Source organism: Rhizobium sp. S163 (genome assembly GCF_030380805.1).
Classification (GTDB): domain Bacteria; phylum Pseudomonadota; class Alphaproteobacteria; order Rhizobiales; family Rhizobiaceae; genus Rhizobium.
Genome location: NZ_JAUDSA010000038.1, coordinates 37,652 through 55,510 on the forward strand (window position 1 = coordinate 37,652; position 17,859 = coordinate 55,510).

Consider the following 17,859-nt stretch of genomic DNA (forward strand, 5'->3'; position numbering starts at 1 on the left):
CGCGTCACTTCTTCGCCGGGCTGATCGCGCCGGTGGCGGGCGGATTGATCCGCTCGGATGGAATGCGGATCGTCACGTCGCGCTCCTTCGGCTCGACGAAAGTCACGAGCGCCCACATCGTTCCGTATATCGCTCCGGCGATGACCGCCAATATGGCGAGAAATCGGAACAGGCTCGGCATTCAACAACTCCATGGCTTTGCTTCTTTATGAAGAAGCGCGTTTGCAAGTGCAAGAAGCAGCTTTTGAACCATGATTCCCTTACCTCTGACTTGACGCTACACCTGCATTTGTTGATACCGTTCGCAAACAAAGTGTGAATGGACCAATGAACGACCCAGTTCTGATCGTTGCCGATAGCCTGAGGGACAGAGCTCGTGCTGCGCTCGGTTCGCGCAATCTGATCCTCGTTGGTCTGATGGGCGCCGGCAAATCGTCGGTGGGCCGCATCGTCGCCACCCAGCTGGGCATCCCCTTCATCGACAGCGATGCGGAAATCGAGCGCGTGTCGCGCATGTCGATCAGCGAGCTTTTCGCAGCCTACGGCGAGGACGAGTTCCGCGCGTTGGAGGGCCGGGTGATGAAGCGGCTGCTGAAGGGCGGCCCGCGCCTCGTCTCCACCGGCGGCGGCGCCTTCATCAACGACCGTACCCGCAAACATATCAAGAGAGGCGGCCTGTCGGTCTGGCTGAAGGCCGATCTCGACGTGCTCTGGCAGCGCGTCAACAAGCGCGACACCCGCCCGCTGCTGAAGACTGAAAATCCCAGGCAGACGCTCGAAAACCTGATGAACGCTAGATACCCGATCTACGAGCAGGCAGACCTCACCGTCTTGTCGCGCGATGTGCGCAAGGAAGTGATGGCCGACGAAGTGCTGAAAGCCGTGATCGACAGCAGAACCGAAAGTGCAGCCTGATGAATGCGATTGCCGCCTCTGCCGAATGCAAGGTTCACGTGCCGCTGGGCGACCGCGCCTACGACATCCTGATCGGCCCCGGCCTGATCGCGCGCGCCGGCGCCGAGATCGCCGCCCGTCTCAAGGGCCGCAAGGCCGCCATCATCACCGACGAGAACGTCGCGCCGCTTTATCTGAGCGCCCTCGTCGAGAGCCTGACGGCATCGGGCATCGCCTCGTCTTCGCTGGTCTTGCCGGCCGGCGAAAAGACCAAGAGCTTCGAGCATCTGATCACCGCCTGCGACAAGGTTCTGGAAGCCCGCGTCGAGCGTAACGATTACGTGATCGCGCTCGGTGGCGGCGTCATCGGTGACCTCTCCGGCTTCGTTGCCGGCATTATCAGACGTGGCGTGCGCTTCGTGCAGATCCCGACATCGCTGCTGTCGCAGGTCGACAGTTCCGTCGGCGGCAAGACCGGCATCAACAGCCGCCACGGCAAGAACCTGATCGGCGTCTTCCACCAGCCCGACCTCGTGCTGGCCGATAGCGATGTGCTGAACACACTCTCCGAACGCGAATTCCGCGCCGGTTACGCCGAAGTCGCCAAATACGGCCTGATCGACAAGCCCGATTTCTTCACGTGGCTTGAAAACAACTGGCAGTCCGTCTTCTCCGGCGGCGCCGCCCGCATCGAGGCGATCGCCGCAAGCTGTCAGGCGAAATCGGACGTGGTCGTCGCCGACGAGCACGAAAACGGCCAGCGCGCTTTGCTCAATCTCGGCCACACCTTCGGCCACGCGCTGGAAGCCGCCACCGCCTATGACAGCAGCCGTCTCGTTCATGGCGAAGGCGTTGCGATCGGCATGGTGCTCGCCCACGAATTCTCGGCCCGCATGAACCTCGCAAGCCCTGACGATGCAAAGCGCGTCGAGCATCATTTGAAGGAAGTAGGCCTCCCGACCCGCATGTCCCAAATCCCGGGCACGCTGCCGCCGGCCGAAGTGCTGATGGACGCGATCGCGCAGGACAAGAAGGTCAAGAGCGGCAAGCTCACCTTCATCCTCACCCGCGGCATCGGCCAGTCCTTCGTCGCCAACGACGTCCCGGCATCCGAAGTGTTGAGCTTCCTCAAGGAAAAACACCCGCAATGACCCTCGAAGGCACGCTGGCATTTCTTTCCGCATATTGGCCGGAAATCGTTTCCATCGTGGCCCTCGTCCTCATGTCCGCCTTCTTCTCCGGCTCCGAGACGGCGCTGACCGCCGTATCGCGCAGCCGCATCCACACGCTTGAGGCAAACGGCGAGGAACGCGCCGGCATCGTCCGCGAACTGATCGAACGCCGCGACCGGCTGATCGGCGCGCTTTTGATCGGCAACAACCTCGCCAACATCCTGTCGTCCTCGATCGCTACCAGCGTCTTTCTCGGCCTGTTCGGCAACTCCGGCGTGGCGTTGGCGACGCTTGCGATGACGGTCATCCTCGTCATCTTCGCCGAAGTGCTGCCGAAGAGCTGGGCGATCTCGATCCCCGAACGTTTCGCGCTCGCCGTCGCCAAGGCCGTCAAGGCCTTCGTCTTCATCGTCGGCCCGGTCTCCTCCTTCGTCAATCTCATCGTCCGCTGGATCCTCGCCCGCTTCGGCATCAATCTGTCGCGCGAAGTCTCCATGCTGTCGGCGCACGAGGAACTGCGCGGCGCCGTCGATCTATTGCATCGCGAGGGATCGGTGGTGAAGGCCGACCGCGACCGCCTCGGCGGCGTGCTCGATCTTGGCGAACTCGAGCTCTCCGACATCATGGTCCACCGCATGGCCATGCGCTGCATCAACGCCGACGATCCGCCCGAAGTGGTCGTCCGCACCATTCTCGACAGCCCGTTTACCCGCATGCCCCTCTGGCGCGGCACGACCGACAACATCATCGGCGTCGTGCATTCCAAGGACCTGCTGAGGGCACTGGCCGAACGCAACGCCGAGCCTGAGCAGCTCGACATCATCAAGATCGCCCAGAAACCCTGGTTCGTGCCTGACAGCACCAATCTCGAGGCACAGCTCAATGCCTTCCTGCGCCGCAAGCAGCACTTCGCCGTCGTGGTCGACGAATATGGCGAGGTGCAGGGCATCGTCACGCTGGAAGATATCCTAGAGGAGATCGTCGGCGATATCTCCGACGAGCACGACATCGAAATGCAGGGTGTGCGCCAGGAGGCGGACGGCTCGGTGGTGGTCGATGGCAACGTGCCGATCCGCGATCTCAACCGCGCGCTCGACTGGCAGCTTCCCGACGAGGAAGCGACGACGATCGCCGGTCTCGTCATCCATGAATCCATGACCATTCCCGAAGAGCGCCAGGCCTTCACCTTCTACGGCAAGCGCTTCATCGTCATGAAACGCGATAAGAACCGCATCACCAGACTGCGTATCCGCCCGGCGGAGGAGAACGAAAACAACCCCGCCTGATTTCCTCTGACCCCTTGTCACCCATTGCGCGCTGCGGGAGGAGCCCGGCGAGCAGCATCATTATGGATTTGATATGTTTGATCTTCTCTGGCGCTCGATCGCCATCGGCATCGGCGCCACCATTCTCATGGACATCTGGTCTATCGCGCTTGCCAAGGGCGCAATACCGAACTGGGGACCGCCCGGCCGCTGGCTCTGGCATCTCTTCGCCAAGGGCACCGTCTTCCACGACGATATCGGCAAGGCCGAACCCTACAAGCATGAAGTCGCGCTCGGCTGGGTCTTCCACTACGCCGTCGGCATCATCTACGGCATCATGCTGGTGATCCTGACCGGCCCATACTGGCTGATCGCGCCGACCTTCCTGCCCGCCTGGATCTGGGGCATCGTCACCATCGCCGGCGGCTGGTTCCTGCTGCAGCCGGGCCTCGGCATCGGCTGGGCGGCGTCCAAGACGCCGAACCCCAACAAGGTTCGCTTCCTCGGCCTCGTCGCCCACACCGTCTTCGGCTTCGGCCTCTATGCGACGGCACTTCTGATTCGTTAGAAGCTATCGCCCATCCTTGCGAAACCGCCGCACCGCGCCCATATGACGCGGTGTCGGCTTACCAGCGCACCGGCTCTCCGGGCGCCGCCGGCTCCACCGCCAGCGCATGCAACCCCGCATCCAGTTCAGGTTTCAGAAGCTCCGTGATCGCCCGGTGACGCGCCAGCCGTGTCATGCCGACAAACGACGCGGAGACGATCCTGACCCGCATATGGGTCTCGCCTTCCCCTGTAACGTCGGGGTGATGGCCGGCATGAAGATGGCTTTCGTTGATGACATCAAGCCGCTCCGGCGCGAACGCCGCGGTGAGCTTCTCTTCGATGGAGGATTGAACTGTCATGAGCCGATCTTGCTGCCTTGAGAAAAAGGTTCCCACCAAGCCAGCAACATTCCCGTTTGTCAATTCTTGTCCTCACCCATTCTGAGCCCCATAATTAGCGCCGTCATGAGACTTGATTCCAAATATTTCGATCGCATCCGCACCCGCCGCAAACGCGAGCAGGAACCCGAACAGGCTCCCCCGTCCTGTCAGTGGGACGGCTGCGACAAGAAAGGCGTGCATCGCGCTCCCGTCGGACGCAATGCCGAAGGGCAGTTCTTTCTCTTCTGCTTCGAGCACGTCAAAGAGTACAACAAGGGATACAACTATTTCTCCGGCCTCTCGGACGGCGAGATCGCGCGCTACCAGAAGGAAGCGATCACGGGCCACCGCCCGACCTGGACGGTCGGCGTCAACAAGTCGGCCAAGGATAGCCCGATCCAGTCGGATATCCGCTCCGGCGCCTATACGCGGGTTCGCGATCCCTTCGGCTTCGTCAAGGAAAACAAGAGCAGCGGCCCGCGCTTTCCCGAGCAGCGCAAGCTGAAGAGCCTGGAAGCCAAGGCCTTCGACACGATGAACCTGGCGGCCAACGCCACATCGGCCGAGATCAAGAGCCGCTACAAGGAACTGGTGAAGAAGCACCATCCCGACGCAAACGGCGGCGACCGTGGTTCCGAAGAGCGCTTCCGCGCCGTGATCCAGGCCTATCAATTATTGAAGCAGAACGGTTTTTGTTAATTCCCGTCCTTGCTCTTGGTCTTCAATCGGGTATGGTCCAAATCGGCTGAGGCCGCAGGCAACCGCGGCACCTTTTTCCGCGTTCGTCTCACAGGCGCCTCGGCCACTTCCGGACGCGGCGTTTCTTGTCCGGGACTATCGTCAAGAATGCTCGCAGGCGGTGATTTGATCGCCCCCGAGGTTTCGTTTCAGTCCCGGAGAAGCATCGCCGACGTTCAGACATGAGCGCGTGGGATACCACAACGCCATGATCGCGAAACGAGCTGAGACAGTATGGCAGGGTGTCGGCCACCCGCCTTGGAGACATGATGAGCAAGATTGACCTTGATATCTCGGAACTTCCGGACACCACCGTTTCGGTCAGGGAGGTCTTCGGCATCGATTCCGACATCCGCGTTCCGGCCTACAGCCAGGGCAGCGCCTATGTTCCGGATCTCGATCCCGACTATCTCTTCGATCGCGAAACCACGCTCGCCATCATTGCCGGCTTCGCTCATAACCGACGCGTGATGATCTCCGGCTACCACGGCACCGGCAAGTCCTCGCATATCGAGCAGGTCGCCGCCCGCCTGAACTGGCCGTGCGTCCGTATCAACCTCGACAGCCACGTCAGCCGTATCGATCTCGTCGGCAAGGACGCCATCGTCGTCAAGGACGGCCTGCAGGTCACCGAATTCAAGGACGGCATCCTGCCCTGGGCCTACCAGCACAATGTCGCGCTCGTCTTCGACGAATACGACGCCGGCCGCCCTGACGTCATGTTCGTCATTCAACGCGTTCTGGAATCCTCCGGCCGCCTGACGCTGCTCGACCAGAGCCGCGTCATCCGCCCGCACCCGGCCTTCCGCCTGTTCGCAACGGCGAACACGATCGGCCTCGGCGACACCACCGGCCTCTATCACGGCACGCAGCAGATCAACCAGGCGCAGATGGACCGCTGGTCGATCATCTCGACGTTGAACTATCTGCCGCACGAGCACGAAGTGAACATCGTCGCCGCCAAGGTGAAGAGCTTCGGCAAGGACAAGAACGGCCGCGATACCGTATCCAAGATGGTCCGCGTTGCCGATCTGACCCGCGCCTCCTTCATGAACGGCGACCTCTCGACCGTCATGAGCCCACGTACCGTCATCACCTGGGCCGAGAATGCCGAGATCTTCGGCGACCTCGCCTTCGCCTTCCGCGTTACCTTCCTCAACAAGTGTGACGAACTGGAGCGTCCGCTGGTTGCCGAGCACTATCAGCGCGCCTTCGGCGTCGAGCTGAAGGAAAGCGCCGCCAACATCGTCCTGGAGGCCTGAGGCTAACGGATCATGGCAGCGCGTGGTGACAATTCGAAAGCAAAGCCCGGTGCACCCGTCGACGTGGAGCCGCTGCGCCGGGCGATAACCGGCAGCGTGCGCGCGATCGCCGGCGACGGCGAGGTCGAGGTGACCTTCGCCAACGAGCGGCCGGGCATGACCGCCGAGCGCATCCGCCTGCCGGAACTGTCCAAGCGCCCGACGATGCACGAGCTGGCGGTGACCCGCGGGCTCGGCGATTCGATGGCGCTGCGTCTCGCCTGCCATGACGAGAAGGTGCACGCGACGATGGCGCCGCAGGGCTCCGACGCCCGCGCCATCTTCGACGCCGTCGAGCAGGCGCGCGTGGAATCGATCGGCGCGCTGCGCATGGAAGGCGTCGCCAGCAATCTGCGCTCGATGACGACGGAAAAGTACGCCAAGGCCAATTTCTCCGGCATCGAACGCCAGGAAGACGCGCCCGTCGGCGAAGCCGTCGCCATGATGGTGCGCGAGAAGCTGACAGGCGAAAAGCCGCCGGAATCCGCCGGCAAGGTGCTCGATCTCTGGCGCTCCTTCATCGAGGACAAGGCCGGCAAGGATCTCGAGAACCTGACCGGTGTCATCAACGACCAGCAGGCCTTCTCCAAGGTCATCCGCAACATGCTCACGGCCATGGAAATGGCCGAGGAGTATGGCGACGACGACAGCGATCCCGATTCTGACGACCAGCAGGACGAGGAAGACAAGCCGAGCGGCGAAGACCAGAACGACGACGATGTCGAGGACGATGCCGGCTCGGATGCCGCCCCCGTCGAGGACAGCGAAGTCGCCGACGAGCAGATGGAGGACGGCGAGACCGAAGGCGCCGAGATCTCCGACGACGACATGCAGGAAGAGGGCGAGGACGACTCGGAGACGCCAGGCGAAACCCGCCGTCCCAACACGCCCTTCGACGATTTCAACGAGAAGGTCGACTACCACGTCTTCACCGAGGAGTTCGACGAGACGATCACCGCCGAGGAACTGTGCGACGCCGCCGAGCTGGAGCGCCTGCGCGCCTTCCTCGACAAGCAGCTCGCCCATCTCCAGGGCGCCGTCGGCCGTCTCGCCAACCGCCTGCAGCGCCGCCTGATGGCGCAGCAGAATCGCTCCTGGGACTTCGACCTGGAAGAAGGCTATCTCGATCCGGCCCGCCTGACGCGCCTGATCATCGATCCCACCCAGGCGCTCTCCTTCAAGAAGGAGCGCGACACGCAGTTCCGCGATACGGTCGTGACGCTGCTGATCGACAATTCCGGCTCCATGCGCGGTCGCCCGATCACGGTTGCCGCAACCTGCGCCGACATTCTCGCCCGCACGCTGGAGCGCTGCGGCGTCAAGGTCGAAATCTTGGGCTTCACCACCAAGGCCTGGAAGGGCGGACAGGCGCGCGAACAGTGGCTCGCCAACGGCAAGCCGCAGACGCCGGGCCGCCTCAACGATCTGCGTCACATCATCTACAAGTCCGCCGACGCCCCATGGCGCCGCTCGCGTACCAATCTCGGCCTGATGATGCGCGAAGGCCTGCTCAAGGAAAACATCGACGGCGAAGCGCTGATGTGGGCGCATAACCGCCTGATCGCGCGGCGTGAGCAGCGCAAGATCCTGATGATGATTTCCGACGGCGCGCCGGTCGACGATTCGACGCTGTCCGTCAATCCGGGCAACTACCTGGAGCGCCACCTGCGCGCGGTCATCGAACGCATCGAGACCCGCTCTCCGGTCGAGCTCCTTGCCATCGGCATCGGCCACGACGTCACGCGCTACTATCGCCGCGCCGTCACCATCGTCGATGCCGACGAGCTGGCAGGCGCCATGACCGAACAGCTGGCCTCGCTCTTCGAGGACCAGGCGGCGCAACCGCGCGGCGGACGCGCCCGCCGCGCCGGCTGATCGCCCATGAAGCTATCGGCTCCGGTGTTCCGAACCCGTTTCGCTGGAGCCCTTTTGCTGGCCGCCTCCCTTGCGGCCGGCACATCCGCCCTTGCCGAAACGCCGGCGGCGGAAGTGAGAAGCAGCATCATCTCAAACTTCAAGATCGGCTCCGACGAGAAGCGTTTCGGGCCCTTCGAATTCGTCGGCGGCCTGGAAATGGTCTCCCCCAAGCGCCTCTTCGGTTCGCTGTCGTCCATCCGCTTCCGCGATGACCAGAAGCATTTCGTCGGCGTACTCGATACCGGCCACTGGATGACCGGCCGCATCGAGCGCGGTGCGGATGGCAGCCTAAGTGGGCTTGCCGATGTCGAGATCACGCCGATGCGCGACCGCGTCGGCAAGATCCTCGAGGGCAAGGCATTGATGGATGCCGAGGGTGTCGCGCTGAAGGACGGCAAGGTGCTGGTCTCATATGAGCAGTTTCACCGCGTCGATCTCTATCCCGATCCCGGATTCGAGACCTCGCGCGCGCTCGACACGCTGCCGATCCCCTTCGAGAAGAAGCAACTGCGCGCCAATCGCGGCTTCGAGACGATCGCCGTCTCGCCGCCATCAAGCCCGCTCAAAGGCGGCACGCTGATCGTCGCCGAGCGCAGCCTTGACGATGACGGCAACGCCTATGCCGCGATCCTGGACGGACCGCTGAAAGGTAAGCTGGCGCTTGCCCATTACGGCGACTTCGACGCCACCGACGGCGCCTTCCTGCCGAATGGCGACCTCCTGCTGCTGGAGCGCCGCTTCAACATGGCTGAAGGCATCGGCATGCGCATCCGCCGCATCAAGTCGGCCGATATCAAGCCCGGCAGCGTCATGGATGGCGAGATATTGATAGAGGGTGATTTCGGCTACCAGATCGACAACATGGAAGGCCTCGACACCTTCACCGCCGCCGACGGCAGCACCCATGTCATCCTCGTCTCCGACGACAACCACTCGATCCTCCAGCGCAACCTGATGCTGGAATTCAAGCTGAACGAGCGGCGGCCCGGCCCATCGGCCGACACCGCCGCCTCGCATTGACAGGGCGCGTCAGCCCTCGAAGTAAGCATGTCGGTCAAGATCGGCGATCAGCCCCTGATGCTTGGGCTCCCAGCCGAGCGTTTCCCGCGTCCAGGCGCTGGACGCCCGGTTGTTGATTGACGCGAAATGCGTGAACCAGCCGAAATGCTCCGCCGCCTCTTCAGTCGACTTTGAGACGACAGGCAGGCCCAGCCGCTTGCCGATGACGCCGGCGATCTCGCGAAACGGGATCCCCTCCTCCGCCACGCCATGGTAGCGCGCCCCCGCCTGCGCCTTCTCCAGCGCCAACCTATAGAGGCTGCCGGTATCGAGACGATGCACCGCCGGCCAATGGTTCATGCCGTCGCCAATATGGGCCGAGGCGCCTTTCTCGCGCGCGAGGCCGATAACGATGGGCACGAAGCCATGGTCGCCATCGCCATGCACCGAGGGCGGAAGGCGGACCACCGAGGCGCTGAGGCCATCCGGCACCATTGACAGCGCGGCCTTCTCCGAGACGCGCGGAATGGCCGACGACGAGGGGGCCACCATCTCTTCCGTGGCGACAGCGCCCGGCGCCAGCAGACCCGTGCCCGAGGTCACGACCATGTGCCGGCCGGTGCCCGAGAGCACCCTGCCCATCGCCTCGATGGCGCGCCCGTCGATCTCGCAATTTTCCTTGAACTTGGAGAAGTCGTGGATGAAGCCCGTATGGATCACGCCGTCGCAGGCATCAGCCCCCCGGCGCAGACTGTCGAGATCCTCGAGATCGCCGCGATGAACCTCAGCCCCTGTGGCTTCAAGCGACGCGGCCGAAGCATCCGAGCGGGCGAGACCGAGCACCTGATGGCCGGCCTGAATGAGATCCTGAACGACGGCCGAGCCGACAAAGCCGGTGGCACCGGTAACGAAAACGCGCATGGTCATCTCCTTGCTTGCTGCGACGCGCCCGCCGATGCGGACGTGTCGAAGAGAAGCTAGGGCCTTGAGCCGATACGGACCATGCTATATTGTCCGGAATATCTTCGCGATCGTCCGGAGTTTTCAATGGACCCTCTGTCAAACGTGCTCTCGCTACTGAAGCCGCAAAACTACCTCTCCGCCGGCCTGGAGGCGGGCGGCGATTGGGCGATCCAGTTTCCAGACCAGAATGGCGGCATCAAGTGCGGCGCCATCGTGTCGGGCTCCTGCTGGCTCAGTGTCGAGGGTATTGATGATCCGGTACATCTGCGCCCCGGCGACAGCTTTCTGCTCCCGCGCGGGCGGCCGTTCAGGCTTGCGACCGATCTCTCGCTAGAACCGCTCCCGGCCGCCGCCATCTTCCTCGGCCCACGCAAGGATGGCATCGTCTCGCTTAACGATGGCCGCGACTTCTCGATCGTCAGCTGCCGCTTCGGCCTTGCCGGCAGTCATGCCGACATCCTGCTGAAAATGCTGCCGCCCATCGTGCTCCTGCGCGACGAGCAGAGCCAGGCGGCGCTGCGCTTTGCTGTCGAGCAGATGATGCAGGAGCTACGCGCACCGCAGCCGGGCGGCTTCCTGATCGTCGAGCACCTCGCGCACATGATCCTCGTGCAGGCCTTGCGGCTGCATCTGGCGGATCGCTCGAACACCGGCGTTGGCTGGCTCTTCGCGCTGGCCGACAGGCAGATGAGTGCTGCGATATCGGCGATCCACGACAGCCCGGCCGAACGCTGGACGCTGCAGGCGCTTGCTTCGCGCGCCGGCATGTCGCGCTCCACATTCGCGCAGAAATTCAGGGAAACGGTCGGCACATCGCCGATGGAGTATCTGGCGCAATGGCGCATGCTGCTGGCAGGCAACCGGCTGGAGAACTCGCGCGACCCGATCTCGGTCATCGCGCCGTCGCTCGGCTACGAGTCCGAGGCGGCCTTCAGCACCGCATTCAAGCGGATCATGGGATGCTCGCCCCGGCAATATGTCCGCGACCGCCCCAAAATGGCGACGGCGCTTTCATGATGAAGCGCCGCCGTTAGACTTTATGAAGGATCAGCTGGCCGCGCGTGCGCCCTGCATCGGCCTGAGCACGCTCATCAGCGCGCCATAGGGCAGAAGCATCACGAGGCCGACCAGCAACTTCACCCAGAAATCGCCGATCGCCCAGGAAATCCAGCGCGGCGCCTCGGCGGCGAAAACGCCGAGCACAGGCGACGCCTCAAGCGCGAACGGCTCGTTCGGCCCGAGGAAGACGAAGAAGGCCGCGAAAGACAGCGAAAAGAAGATCACCGTATCGAGCATGGAGCCCAGCACCGAGCCGACCAACGGCGCGCGCCACCAGGCCTGCCGGCGCAGCCGGTTGAACAGCGCGATATCGAGCAGCTGACCGGCGAGATACGCCGTACCGGAAGCGATCGCGATACGCGGCACCGATGTGAAGAAGGAGAGCGCCACGCCAACGAGGAAGCCGGCAAACACCACCTTGCGCGCCGCCTGCGGCCCGAACTGACGGTTGGTGAGATCGGTGATCAGGAAGGCGACCGGATAGGTGAAGGCACCCCAGGTGAGCAGATCGGCGAGATTGACGCCTGCGAACGTGACGTTCAGCGGGAACTGCACGAGGAAGTTCGACGAGACGACGACGAGCGTCATCAGGGCGACGTAGATAAGGGTATAGCGCGTCTGAAGCATTTTTTTATCCTGGGGTATGCCACCAGTTGGAGGAACAGTCCGGCAAAGCAAAAGGCTTGAACGGGATTACCGTGCAAGCCTTTTGAAGCCGTATAGCTAAACGTCGGTTATTGCTTAGGCAGCAACAGCCGTTTCAGCGGTCTTCTTGACGATCTGGCGGCGCAGCAGACGAGCGCGCATCGACAGTTCGTTTTCGCTTGCCTTGATCAGGAAAGCATCGAGACCACCGCGATGCTCGACGGTACGCAGAGCAGCAGCCGAAACGCGAAGACGGTAACGCTGGCCGAGCGCGTCGGAGATCAGCGTAACCTGGCACAGGTTCGGGAGGAACCGGCGCTTGGTCTTGTTGTTGGCATGGCTGACATTGTTGCCAACGAGGACTGCCTTGCCGGTCAATTCGCACATGCGGGACATGGGACACCTATTCTTGTTTTTCTCGGCCATCGATTGCCGACCCGCGCAAAGTCGAGCTTGCAATCCATCAGGCCATGATTGGAAAGTTGCGGTTCTATAATCAGACAGACCGTGCGCGTCAAGCCAAACCTTGGCCTTTCCGGCGATTCAGTCCAAAAGCCTCGCAATTCCGTCAAAAAGCTTTTGTTCTCTAAAGGCCACGACAGGCGTATAGACCGTATCTCGCGACCTGACCAGCGCACCGAACAAGGTTCAATTCATGGCTCATTGGGGCAAACGTATTTTCATTTCCGCCTTGGCGGGCCTGATGGCCATTCCGGCAGGCGCGGCTGAAGTCGTGCATCATACCGAATACAAGGTTGCGCTCGGCATCATCACCATCGCGCGCGCCGCCTTCATGACCCGCATCGAGGACGACAAGACCTACCGTGTCTCCGGCGACATCAGCTCGGCCGGCCTCGCCGATCTTGTCACCACCATATCGGCCAAGACCAGCGTCGATGGTCGGCTGCGCGGCAACCGCATGCAGGCGGACCATTATCTGCTCTACTACAAGAGCGGCAAGCGCGCCCGCACCTATGATGTCCGCTACTCCAACGGCAACATCACCTCCACGACCGTTAAGCCCCCGCGCAAGCCGCCGCAGAATTGGGTCGATGTTCCCGCCTCGGACATGCGCGCCGTGCTCGATCCCATTTCCGGCCTGATCTTCCCCGCCGACACCAATGTCTGCGCGCAGAAACTGCCAATCTATGACGGCGAGATGCGCATGGATCTCGTGCTGTCGCCCAGCGGATCGAAGGATTTCTCCACGCAGGGCTTCACCGGCAAGGCCACCGTCTGCAACGTGCGCTTCGTGCCGCGCTCGGGCTACAAGAAGGGCCGCAGCGACATCGAGTATCTGAGCAAGAGCAGCCGCATGGAAATCTGGTTTGCCAAGGCCGACGCAGCCAACGTCATAGCGCCCGTTTTCGTTCGTATCCCGACCCAATACGGGCCGGTCACCATCACGGCGGTGAAGTACAGCGCAAGCTGACGGAGCGGCTTGGACCGCGTTAAGTGCGCCCCACAAATGAAAAGTGCGGCAATCATGCCGCACCCGTATTTCTCACTTTGATCCCGACGTCCCGAACTTGCGGAACCCAGCAGGCGTATCGCGCACGCCTGCCTGTTGGTGATTAGGCGGCGCGATACTCGCTGCTTGGGAGACATCTCGCAACCGGATCGCCGGGCGAGGCCCGATTAGCGCATCGCGATGACCATCTTGCAGAGCTTGACGAGGCTGCCATCGAAGCCGCCACCGCCACCGGCAAGGATATCCTTGCAACGCACCTTCATCTTCGCCCGGTCACCTGATGACATGTCGTTAAAGGCCTGGAGCTGCCGGCTGTTCATGTTGTTGAGGCTGTTGCGCCCGTTGGTTCCATTGGTGCCGTTGGTACCATTGTTGCCGTTGGTCGGGTCGTTCGGGTTCTGCGGATCATCGGTTCCCGGCAGGCCGAGATTGAGGTTCAGCAGCGTGTTGGTGCCGAGCGCTACCTTGGCTTTCGCCCCCAGCAGGCTGGAGCCGCCGACATTGGCGTTCACGCCCGTGTTGAGCCCGCGCGATCCGCCGACGCTCGCGGTGTTGCTGACGCCGAGGCCGCCACCGCTTCCACCACCTATAGAGGTGTTCGTGCCGACGCCGCTGGACCCACCGACCGACGCCGAAACGCCGAGGCCGCCGCTTGAGTTGCTACCGACGTTTGCATTGACGCCGCTGGCGCCGCCGACCGATGCGGTTGCAACATTACCGTTTCCGCCGACATTCGCATTGACGCCATTGGCGCCGCCGAGCGATACGCTGAGCCCATTGGTGGTCCCGATGCTGAGACCGTTGCTGCCGCCGACGTCAAAGGCGCTCGCGGGCAGCGGAGCCAGCAAAGCGGCGCAACTTACGGCCAGAACAGCGTATTTCGATGCATTAAAGTTCATTCCAACCTCCACGAGATGCTGCCGGGCCCAATGCCCAGGCAGTCGAAACCAATGAAGGGAAGCGCGCATTCCCGAAGCGGCGGTCTGTAACCAAGAGTGGAAGCCAGCCCGCCTCTACATGAAAACAAGAATATGCGTAAATTCTAACATTTCAATGTGTTTCGCGTATAGGTTTTGTAAGCCTCGCAAGACGGATAACATATTATGAATAGCTAATGCAAAATACATGCACAACCGGAGACATATGCCTCCTTAAATGGGACGGATTGCAGTAGGATGAGACGGCCAGGTGGAATAAGGCGAAACAGGGGCGTGCGATGTGTACCCGTTCTGGAATATAAGCGCCGATTTATACAATCAATGATACGCATTCCATCGTTTACCTCGCGCGCCAAAATGAAACGGCCGGCACCGCATTCAAGCGATACCGGCCGCCTCGATCATTCTGATATGACGATCAGAATTCTTCCCAGCTGTCCGCCACCGGCGCCGCCATGCCGTGGGCTCTTGCCACGCGCGAAACCAGATGCAGCGCGGGCGAGCTCTGCGCCGCCCTGGACGGTGGCCTGATGGCATAGGCCTCGCTGAGCTTGAACTGCGCGATCAGCCCGCGCAGCGCCTCGGCCTCGGCCGCCAGCTTGTGGCTCGCCGCCGTGCTCTCCTCGACCATGGCCGCGTTCTGCTGCGTGGATTGGTCGAGCTGGTTGACCGCCTGATTGATCTCCTTCAGCCCCGTCGCCTGCTCCTTCGAGCCCTCGACAATCGCCACGACATTGACATTGATGTCGTTGACCTGGCTGACGATGGTCTCCAGCGCCTTTCCCGTCTGCCCGACCAGATCGACCCCGTTGCGCACCAGCTCGCTTGACTTGGTGATCAGAGACTTGATCTCCTTGGCCGCACTTGCGGAGCGCTGCGCCAGTTCGCGCACCTCTTGCGCCACCACCGCGAAGCCCTTGCCCGCCTCGCCCGCCCGCGCCGCCTCGACACCGGCGTTCAGCGCCAGAAGATTGGTCTGGAACGCGATGTCGTCGATCACGCCGATGATATTGGTGATCTCGCGGGACGACTGCTCGATCTGGTCCATTGCCGCCACGGCGCTGCGAACGACCTGGCCGGATTGCTCCGCCCCCTTCTTGGTCTGGGAAACCAGCTTGCCGGCCTCGTCGGCGCGATGGCTGGAATCGTTGACCGTGGTGGTGATCTCCTCCAGCGCCGCAGCCGTCTCCTCGACGGAGGCCGCCTGCTGTTCCGTGCGCTTCGAGAATGAGTCGGCCGTCGAGCCGATCTCGCGGGAACCGGCCGCGATCGCATGCGCGTTTTCGCCGACGGTCTTCATGGTCTCGGAGAGCCGCGCGATCGTCGCGTTGAAGTCATGCCGCAGCTGCTCCATCGAGGGCACGAAGGCGGTCTCCACGGTCTTCGTCAGGTCGCCCTCGGAAAGCCCGCGCAGCGCCTGCCCAAGCAGGCTGATGGCGCTCATGCGCTGCGTCACGTCGGTGGCGAACTTGACCACCTTGTAGACCCGGCCATTGGCATCCGTGATCGGATTATAGGCCGCCTGGATCCAGATCTCCTTGCCGCCCTTGCCATAGCGAACGAACTCGTTGGCGATGAACTCGCCAGCCGCCAGCCGGCGCCAGAAGTTGGCGTATTCCTCGGTGCGCGCGTAGGAGGGCTCGCAGAACATGCTGTGATGCTTGCCGACGATCTCATTCAGCGAATAGCCGAGGCCGTTGCAGAAGTTTTCGTTGGCCGTGATGATCTCGCCTGTCGGCTTGAATTCGATGACCGCCTGCGAACGCGAGATCGCGTCCAGCTTGCCGGCGTCCTCGACCGCCTTGTTCTTGGCATCCGTGATGTCGGACGCGAGCTTCACCACCTTGAACGGTTTGCCGTGTTTGAAAACCGGGTTGTAGGAGGCCTGGATCCAGATCTCACGGCCGCCCTTCGCCAGCCGCTTGTAGGCGCCGGCATCATATTCGCCCCGGCCAAGCCGGGCCCAAAAATCGCGATACTCCTGCGATGCCGCGAGCGCCGGCTCGCAGAACATGCTGTGGTGCTTGCCGACAATGTCGGAAAGGCTGTAGCCGAGAGCATTGCAGAAATTCTCGTTCGCCTTCAGCACATTGCCTTTCAGATCGAACTCGATGATTGCTTGCGATTTTGCAATCGCACCGAGGATATATCCCGCATCAGATGCCAGACCGAACATTCCCATCCCCTTGCCTGCGACGCCAGCCATTGGCGTTGCGCGTTGTTAGGAGAGGCATCGGGAACGCGTTCCTTCGAAGATCTATGGGGCAAATCCTGACAGCAAGTAACAACTATCTCAGATCGCATCCACCGAAGCTCTCACAACCGATGATCAAGCCGCGAGAGTTAACGTCAGGTATACAACCAATATCTAATTTAAGGTCGCAACCCTGCGAAAACTCATAGTGTATTTCTTATATTTCAGGGACCGCGCGACCGCCCAATGAAAAAGGGCGCCCCGAGGGACGCCCTTTTGAACATGTCTTCTTTCAAGCCGTAACGGCTTATTCCGAAGCCGCATCGGCCAAAGCTGGCGCTTCGCCGGCATCGCCTTCGGCTGCCGCTTCGCCTTCAGCGCGACGCGGACGGCGCGGACGCGGGGTTGCTGCACGACGACGCGGCTGGCGGGTCGTTGCCGCACCGCTTTCCTCGTCCATCGACACCTCGGCCGGAATGCCTTCGATCTCCGGCTGCGGGCCGGTACCGTCGATCACTTCGGGCTGGGCAGCGACTGCAACCGGTGCCGGACGCTCTTCGCGACGGCGCGGCTGGCGAGCCGGACGCTCTTCGCGGGGCTGCTCCTCGGCGCGCGGCTGCGGCTGCTCTTCGCTGCGCGGCTGCTCGTCGTTCTGACGGCGTGGCTGCTCTTCGTCGCGGCGCTGGCGCTGCTCGTTGTTGAAGCGGCGTTCGTCCGAACGGCGGCCCTGCTGCTCGTCATTCTGACGGCGCGGCTGCTCATCGTTGTTGCGACGCTGCTGGTGTTCCTGCTGCTGGCGCGGAGGCTGAACGACCACGACGTCGTCATTGTCGCCACCATCCATATCGTCGCCATCACGCTCACTGCCGTCGCGATCGAATTCGCCGCGGTCGTCGCGCTGGAAGCGTTCCTGCATCTGCGCCTGTGCGGCGGCAATGATGCGGTAGTAGTGTTCGGCGTGCTGCAGGTAGTTTTCAGCCATGACACGGTCGCCGGAGCTCTGCGCGTCGCGACCGAGCTGCGAGTATTTTTCAGCGATATGCTGCGCGGTGCCGCGGATCTTCACGTCTGGGCCGGAGCTGTCGTAGGTCCGCGTCAGCGGATTGCCGCCCTTGCGGTTGAAATTGTTGTTATTGTTATTGTTATTTCCGCCGCCGCCGCCGCCGTTATTGTTGGTACGCCCGCGACCGCGTTTGTTCTGCTGTCCTGGCCTCATCGATCGTTCACCTGAATTCTCTGTTTGTGTGGAGTGATGGCACCGTCAACCGTGGTCGTTCGTCCGACTCAGGGTATTCGTGCCGCAAGCATAATGCGCCTTTGCGCCAACCTGCCGCTTGTTCTCAAGTCAGTTTGACTGATTCACGCATTGGGTCG

General features: G+C 62.3%; 18 protein-coding genes. 10 read left to right on the forward strand and 8 right to left on the reverse strand.

The annotated features are described in order from the left end of the window. Nucleotides 1-4: 4 nt before the first annotated feature. Nucleotides 5-181 (reverse strand): hypothetical protein, encoded by a 177-nt coding sequence (locus tag QTL96_RS29120; RefSeq protein ID WP_018901565.1) that lies wholly within the window; start codon nt 179-181, stop codon nt 5-7. 146 nt (nt 182-327) lie between these two features. Between QTL96_RS29120 and QTL96_RS29125 the strand changes: the two genes are divergently transcribed. The 4 genes from QTL96_RS29125 to QTL96_RS29140 all read left to right on the forward strand — a co-directional run bounded on the left by QTL96_RS29125 (nt 328) and on the right by QTL96_RS29140 (nt 3,899). Continuing rightward, nucleotides 328-915 carry a shikimate kinase gene (locus QTL96_RS29125; RefSeq protein WP_289730200.1) on the forward strand — a complete coding sequence of 196 codons (588 nt, stop codon included), beginning with the start codon at nt 328-330 and terminating at the stop codon, nt 913-915. Then, nucleotides 915-2,045 (forward strand): 3-dehydroquinate synthase, encoded by a 1,131-nt coding sequence (gene aroB, locus QTL96_RS29130; RefSeq protein WP_289730201.1) that lies wholly within the window; start codon nt 915-917, stop codon nt 2,043-2,045. The genes QTL96_RS29125 and aroB overlap by 1 nt, the downstream gene beginning before the upstream one ends. Next, on the forward strand, nt 2,042-3,352 hold the full coding sequence (locus tag QTL96_RS29135; RefSeq protein WP_018901562.1) for an HlyC/CorC family transporter: 1,311 nt from the start codon (nt 2,042-2,044) through the stop codon (nt 3,350-3,352). Before aroB ends, QTL96_RS29135 begins: the two co-directional genes overlap by 4 nt. Nucleotides 3,353-3,425: 73 nt before the next feature. After that, entirely contained in the window at nt 3,426-3,899 is a 474-nt protein-coding gene (locus tag QTL96_RS29140; RefSeq protein WP_018901561.1) for a DUF2938 domain-containing protein, read from the forward strand. A gap of 58 nt (nt 3,900-3,957) precedes the next feature. On the opposite strand, the gene QTL96_RS29145 is transcribed toward QTL96_RS29140, so the two are convergent. Continuing rightward, nucleotides 3,958-4,239: a BolA family protein gene (locus QTL96_RS29145; protein WP_289730202.1), complete on the reverse strand. Its 282-nt coding sequence runs from the start codon at nt 4,237-4,239 to the stop codon at nt 3,958-3,960. Nucleotides 4,240-4,344: 105 nt separating this feature from the next. Between QTL96_RS29145 and QTL96_RS29150 the strand changes: the two genes are divergently transcribed. From QTL96_RS29150 to QTL96_RS29165, 4 genes are all read left to right on the forward strand, one after another. Next, entirely contained in the window at nt 4,345-4,959 is a 615-nt protein-coding gene (locus QTL96_RS29150) for a J domain-containing protein (RefSeq protein ID WP_289730203.1), read from the forward strand. 308 nt (nt 4,960-5,267) lie between these two features. Next, nucleotides 5,268-6,260, forward strand: coding sequence for a cobaltochelatase subunit CobS (gene cobS / locus QTL96_RS29155; protein WP_018901558.1), 993 nt, complete (start codon nt 5,268-5,270; stop codon nt 6,258-6,260). Between the two features lie 12 nt (nt 6,261-6,272). Beyond that, nucleotides 6,273-8,174, forward strand: coding sequence for a cobaltochelatase subunit CobT (cobT, locus tag QTL96_RS29160; protein WP_018901557.1), 1,902 nt, complete (start codon nt 6,273-6,275; stop codon nt 8,172-8,174). Nucleotides 8,175-8,228: 54 nt separating this feature from the next. After that, a complete protein-coding gene (locus QTL96_RS29165) occupies nt 8,229-9,236 on the forward strand; it encodes an esterase-like activity of phytase family protein (protein ID WP_289730204.1) in 1,008 nt (335 codons plus the stop codon). A gap of 9 nt (nt 9,237-9,245) precedes the next feature. On the opposite strand, the gene QTL96_RS29170 is transcribed toward QTL96_RS29165, so the two are convergent. Continuing rightward, nucleotides 9,246-10,136 carry an SDR family oxidoreductase gene (locus tag QTL96_RS29170; protein WP_289730205.1) on the reverse strand — a complete coding sequence of 297 codons (891 nt, stop codon included), beginning with the start codon at nt 10,134-10,136 and terminating at the stop codon, nt 9,246-9,248. Between the two features lie 126 nt (nt 10,137-10,262). On the opposite strand from QTL96_RS29170, the gene QTL96_RS29175 reads away from it, so the two are divergent. Next, complete coding sequence (locus QTL96_RS29175; RefSeq protein WP_289730206.1) at nt 10,263-11,195, forward strand: AraC family transcriptional regulator; 933 nt, start codon at nt 10,263-10,265, stop codon at nt 11,193-11,195. Between the two features lie 30 nt (nt 11,196-11,225). Here QTL96_RS29175 and QTL96_RS29180 read toward each other — a convergent pair whose 3' ends face one another. Beyond that, nucleotides 11,226-11,864 carry a queuosine precursor transporter gene (locus tag QTL96_RS29180; protein ID WP_289730207.1) on the reverse strand — a complete coding sequence of 213 codons (639 nt, stop codon included), beginning with the start codon at nt 11,862-11,864 and terminating at the stop codon, nt 11,226-11,228. Nucleotides 11,865-11,978: 114 nt separating this feature from the next. Next, on the reverse strand, nt 11,979-12,278 hold the full coding sequence (gene rpmB / locus QTL96_RS29185) for a 50S ribosomal protein L28 (RefSeq protein ID WP_026283561.1): 300 nt from the start codon (nt 12,276-12,278) through the stop codon (nt 11,979-11,981). Between the two features lie 259 nt (nt 12,279-12,537). Between rpmB and QTL96_RS29190 the strand changes: the two genes are divergently transcribed. Continuing rightward, entirely contained in the window at nt 12,538-13,314 is a 777-nt protein-coding gene (locus QTL96_RS29190) for a DUF3108 domain-containing protein (RefSeq protein WP_209191818.1), read from the forward strand. Nucleotides 13,315-13,520: 206 nt separating this feature from the next. On the opposite strand, the gene QTL96_RS29195 is transcribed toward QTL96_RS29190, so the two are convergent. The 3 genes from QTL96_RS29195 to QTL96_RS29205 all read right to left on the reverse strand — a co-directional run bounded on the left by QTL96_RS29195 (nt 13,521) and on the right by QTL96_RS29205 (nt 17,701). After that, nucleotides 13,521-14,252, reverse strand: coding sequence for a hypothetical protein (locus QTL96_RS29195; protein WP_113009455.1), 732 nt, complete (start codon nt 14,250-14,252; stop codon nt 13,521-13,523). A gap of 457 nt (nt 14,253-14,709) precedes the next feature. After that, the gene (locus QTL96_RS29200) at nt 14,710-16,467 is read right to left on the reverse strand and encodes a PAS domain-containing methyl-accepting chemotaxis protein (protein WP_018901549.1); all 1,758 of its coding nucleotides are present in this window, start codon (nt 16,465-16,467) and stop codon (nt 14,710-14,712) included. 325 nt (nt 16,468-16,792) lie between these two features. Continuing rightward, complete coding sequence (locus tag QTL96_RS29205) at nt 16,793-17,701, reverse strand: DUF4167 domain-containing protein (RefSeq protein ID WP_289730208.1); 909 nt, start codon at nt 17,699-17,701, stop codon at nt 16,793-16,795. Nucleotides 17,702-17,859: the final 158 nt, after the last annotated feature.

Bases quoted from the DNA above. Each gene is read 5' to 3' on its own strand.
- QTL96_RS29120 (WP_018901565.1), bottom strand. From the start codon at position 181: ATGCCGAGCCTGTTCCGATTTCTCGCCATATTGGCGGTCATCGCCGGA.
- QTL96_RS29125 (WP_289730200.1), top strand. From the start codon at position 328: ATGAACGACCCAGTTCTGATCGTTGCCGATAGCCTGAGGGACAGAGCT.
- aroB (WP_289730201.1), top strand. From the start codon at position 915: ATGAATGCGATTGCCGCCTCTGCCGAATGCAAGGTTCACGTGCCGCTG.
- QTL96_RS29135 (WP_018901562.1), top strand. From the start codon at position 2,042: ATGACCCTCGAAGGCACGCTGGCATTTCTTTCCGCATATTGGCCGGAA.
- QTL96_RS29140 (WP_018901561.1), top strand. From the start codon at position 3,426: ATGTTTGATCTTCTCTGGCGCTCGATCGCCATCGGCATCGGCGCCACC.
- QTL96_RS29145 (WP_289730202.1), bottom strand. From the start codon at position 4,239: ATGACAGTTCAATCCTCCATCGAAGAGAAGCTCACCGCGGCGTTCGCG.
- QTL96_RS29150 (WP_289730203.1), top strand. From the start codon at position 4,345: ATGAGACTTGATTCCAAATATTTCGATCGCATCCGCACCCGCCGCAAA.
- cobS (WP_018901558.1), top strand. From the start codon at position 5,268: ATGAGCAAGATTGACCTTGATATCTCGGAACTTCCGGACACCACCGTT.
- cobT (WP_018901557.1), top strand. From the start codon at position 6,273: ATGGCAGCGCGTGGTGACAATTCGAAAGCAAAGCCCGGTGCACCCGTC.
- QTL96_RS29170 (WP_289730205.1), bottom strand. From the start codon at position 10,136: ATGCGCGTTTTCGTTACCGGTGCCACCGGCTTTGTCGGCTCGGCCGTC.
- QTL96_RS29175 (WP_289730206.1), top strand. From the start codon at position 10,263: ATGGACCCTCTGTCAAACGTGCTCTCGCTACTGAAGCCGCAAAACTAC.
- QTL96_RS29180 (WP_289730207.1), bottom strand. From the start codon at position 11,864: ATGCTTCAGACGCGCTATACCCTTATCTACGTCGCCCTGATGACGCTC.
- rpmB (WP_026283561.1), bottom strand. From the start codon at position 12,278: ATGTCCCGCATGTGCGAATTGACCGGCAAGGCAGTCCTCGTTGGCAAC.
- QTL96_RS29190 (WP_209191818.1), top strand. From the start codon at position 12,538: ATGGCTCATTGGGGCAAACGTATTTTCATTTCCGCCTTGGCGGGCCTG.
- QTL96_RS29195 (WP_113009455.1), bottom strand. From the start codon at position 14,252: ATGAACTTTAATGCATCGAAATACGCTGTTCTGGCCGTAAGTTGCGCC.
- QTL96_RS29200 (WP_018901549.1), bottom strand. From the start codon at position 16,467: ATGTTCGGTCTGGCATCTGATGCGGGATATATCCTCGGTGCGATTGCA.
- QTL96_RS29205 (WP_289730208.1), bottom strand. From the start codon at position 17,701: ATGAGGCCAGGACAGCAGAACAAACGCGGTCGCGGGCGTACCAACAAT.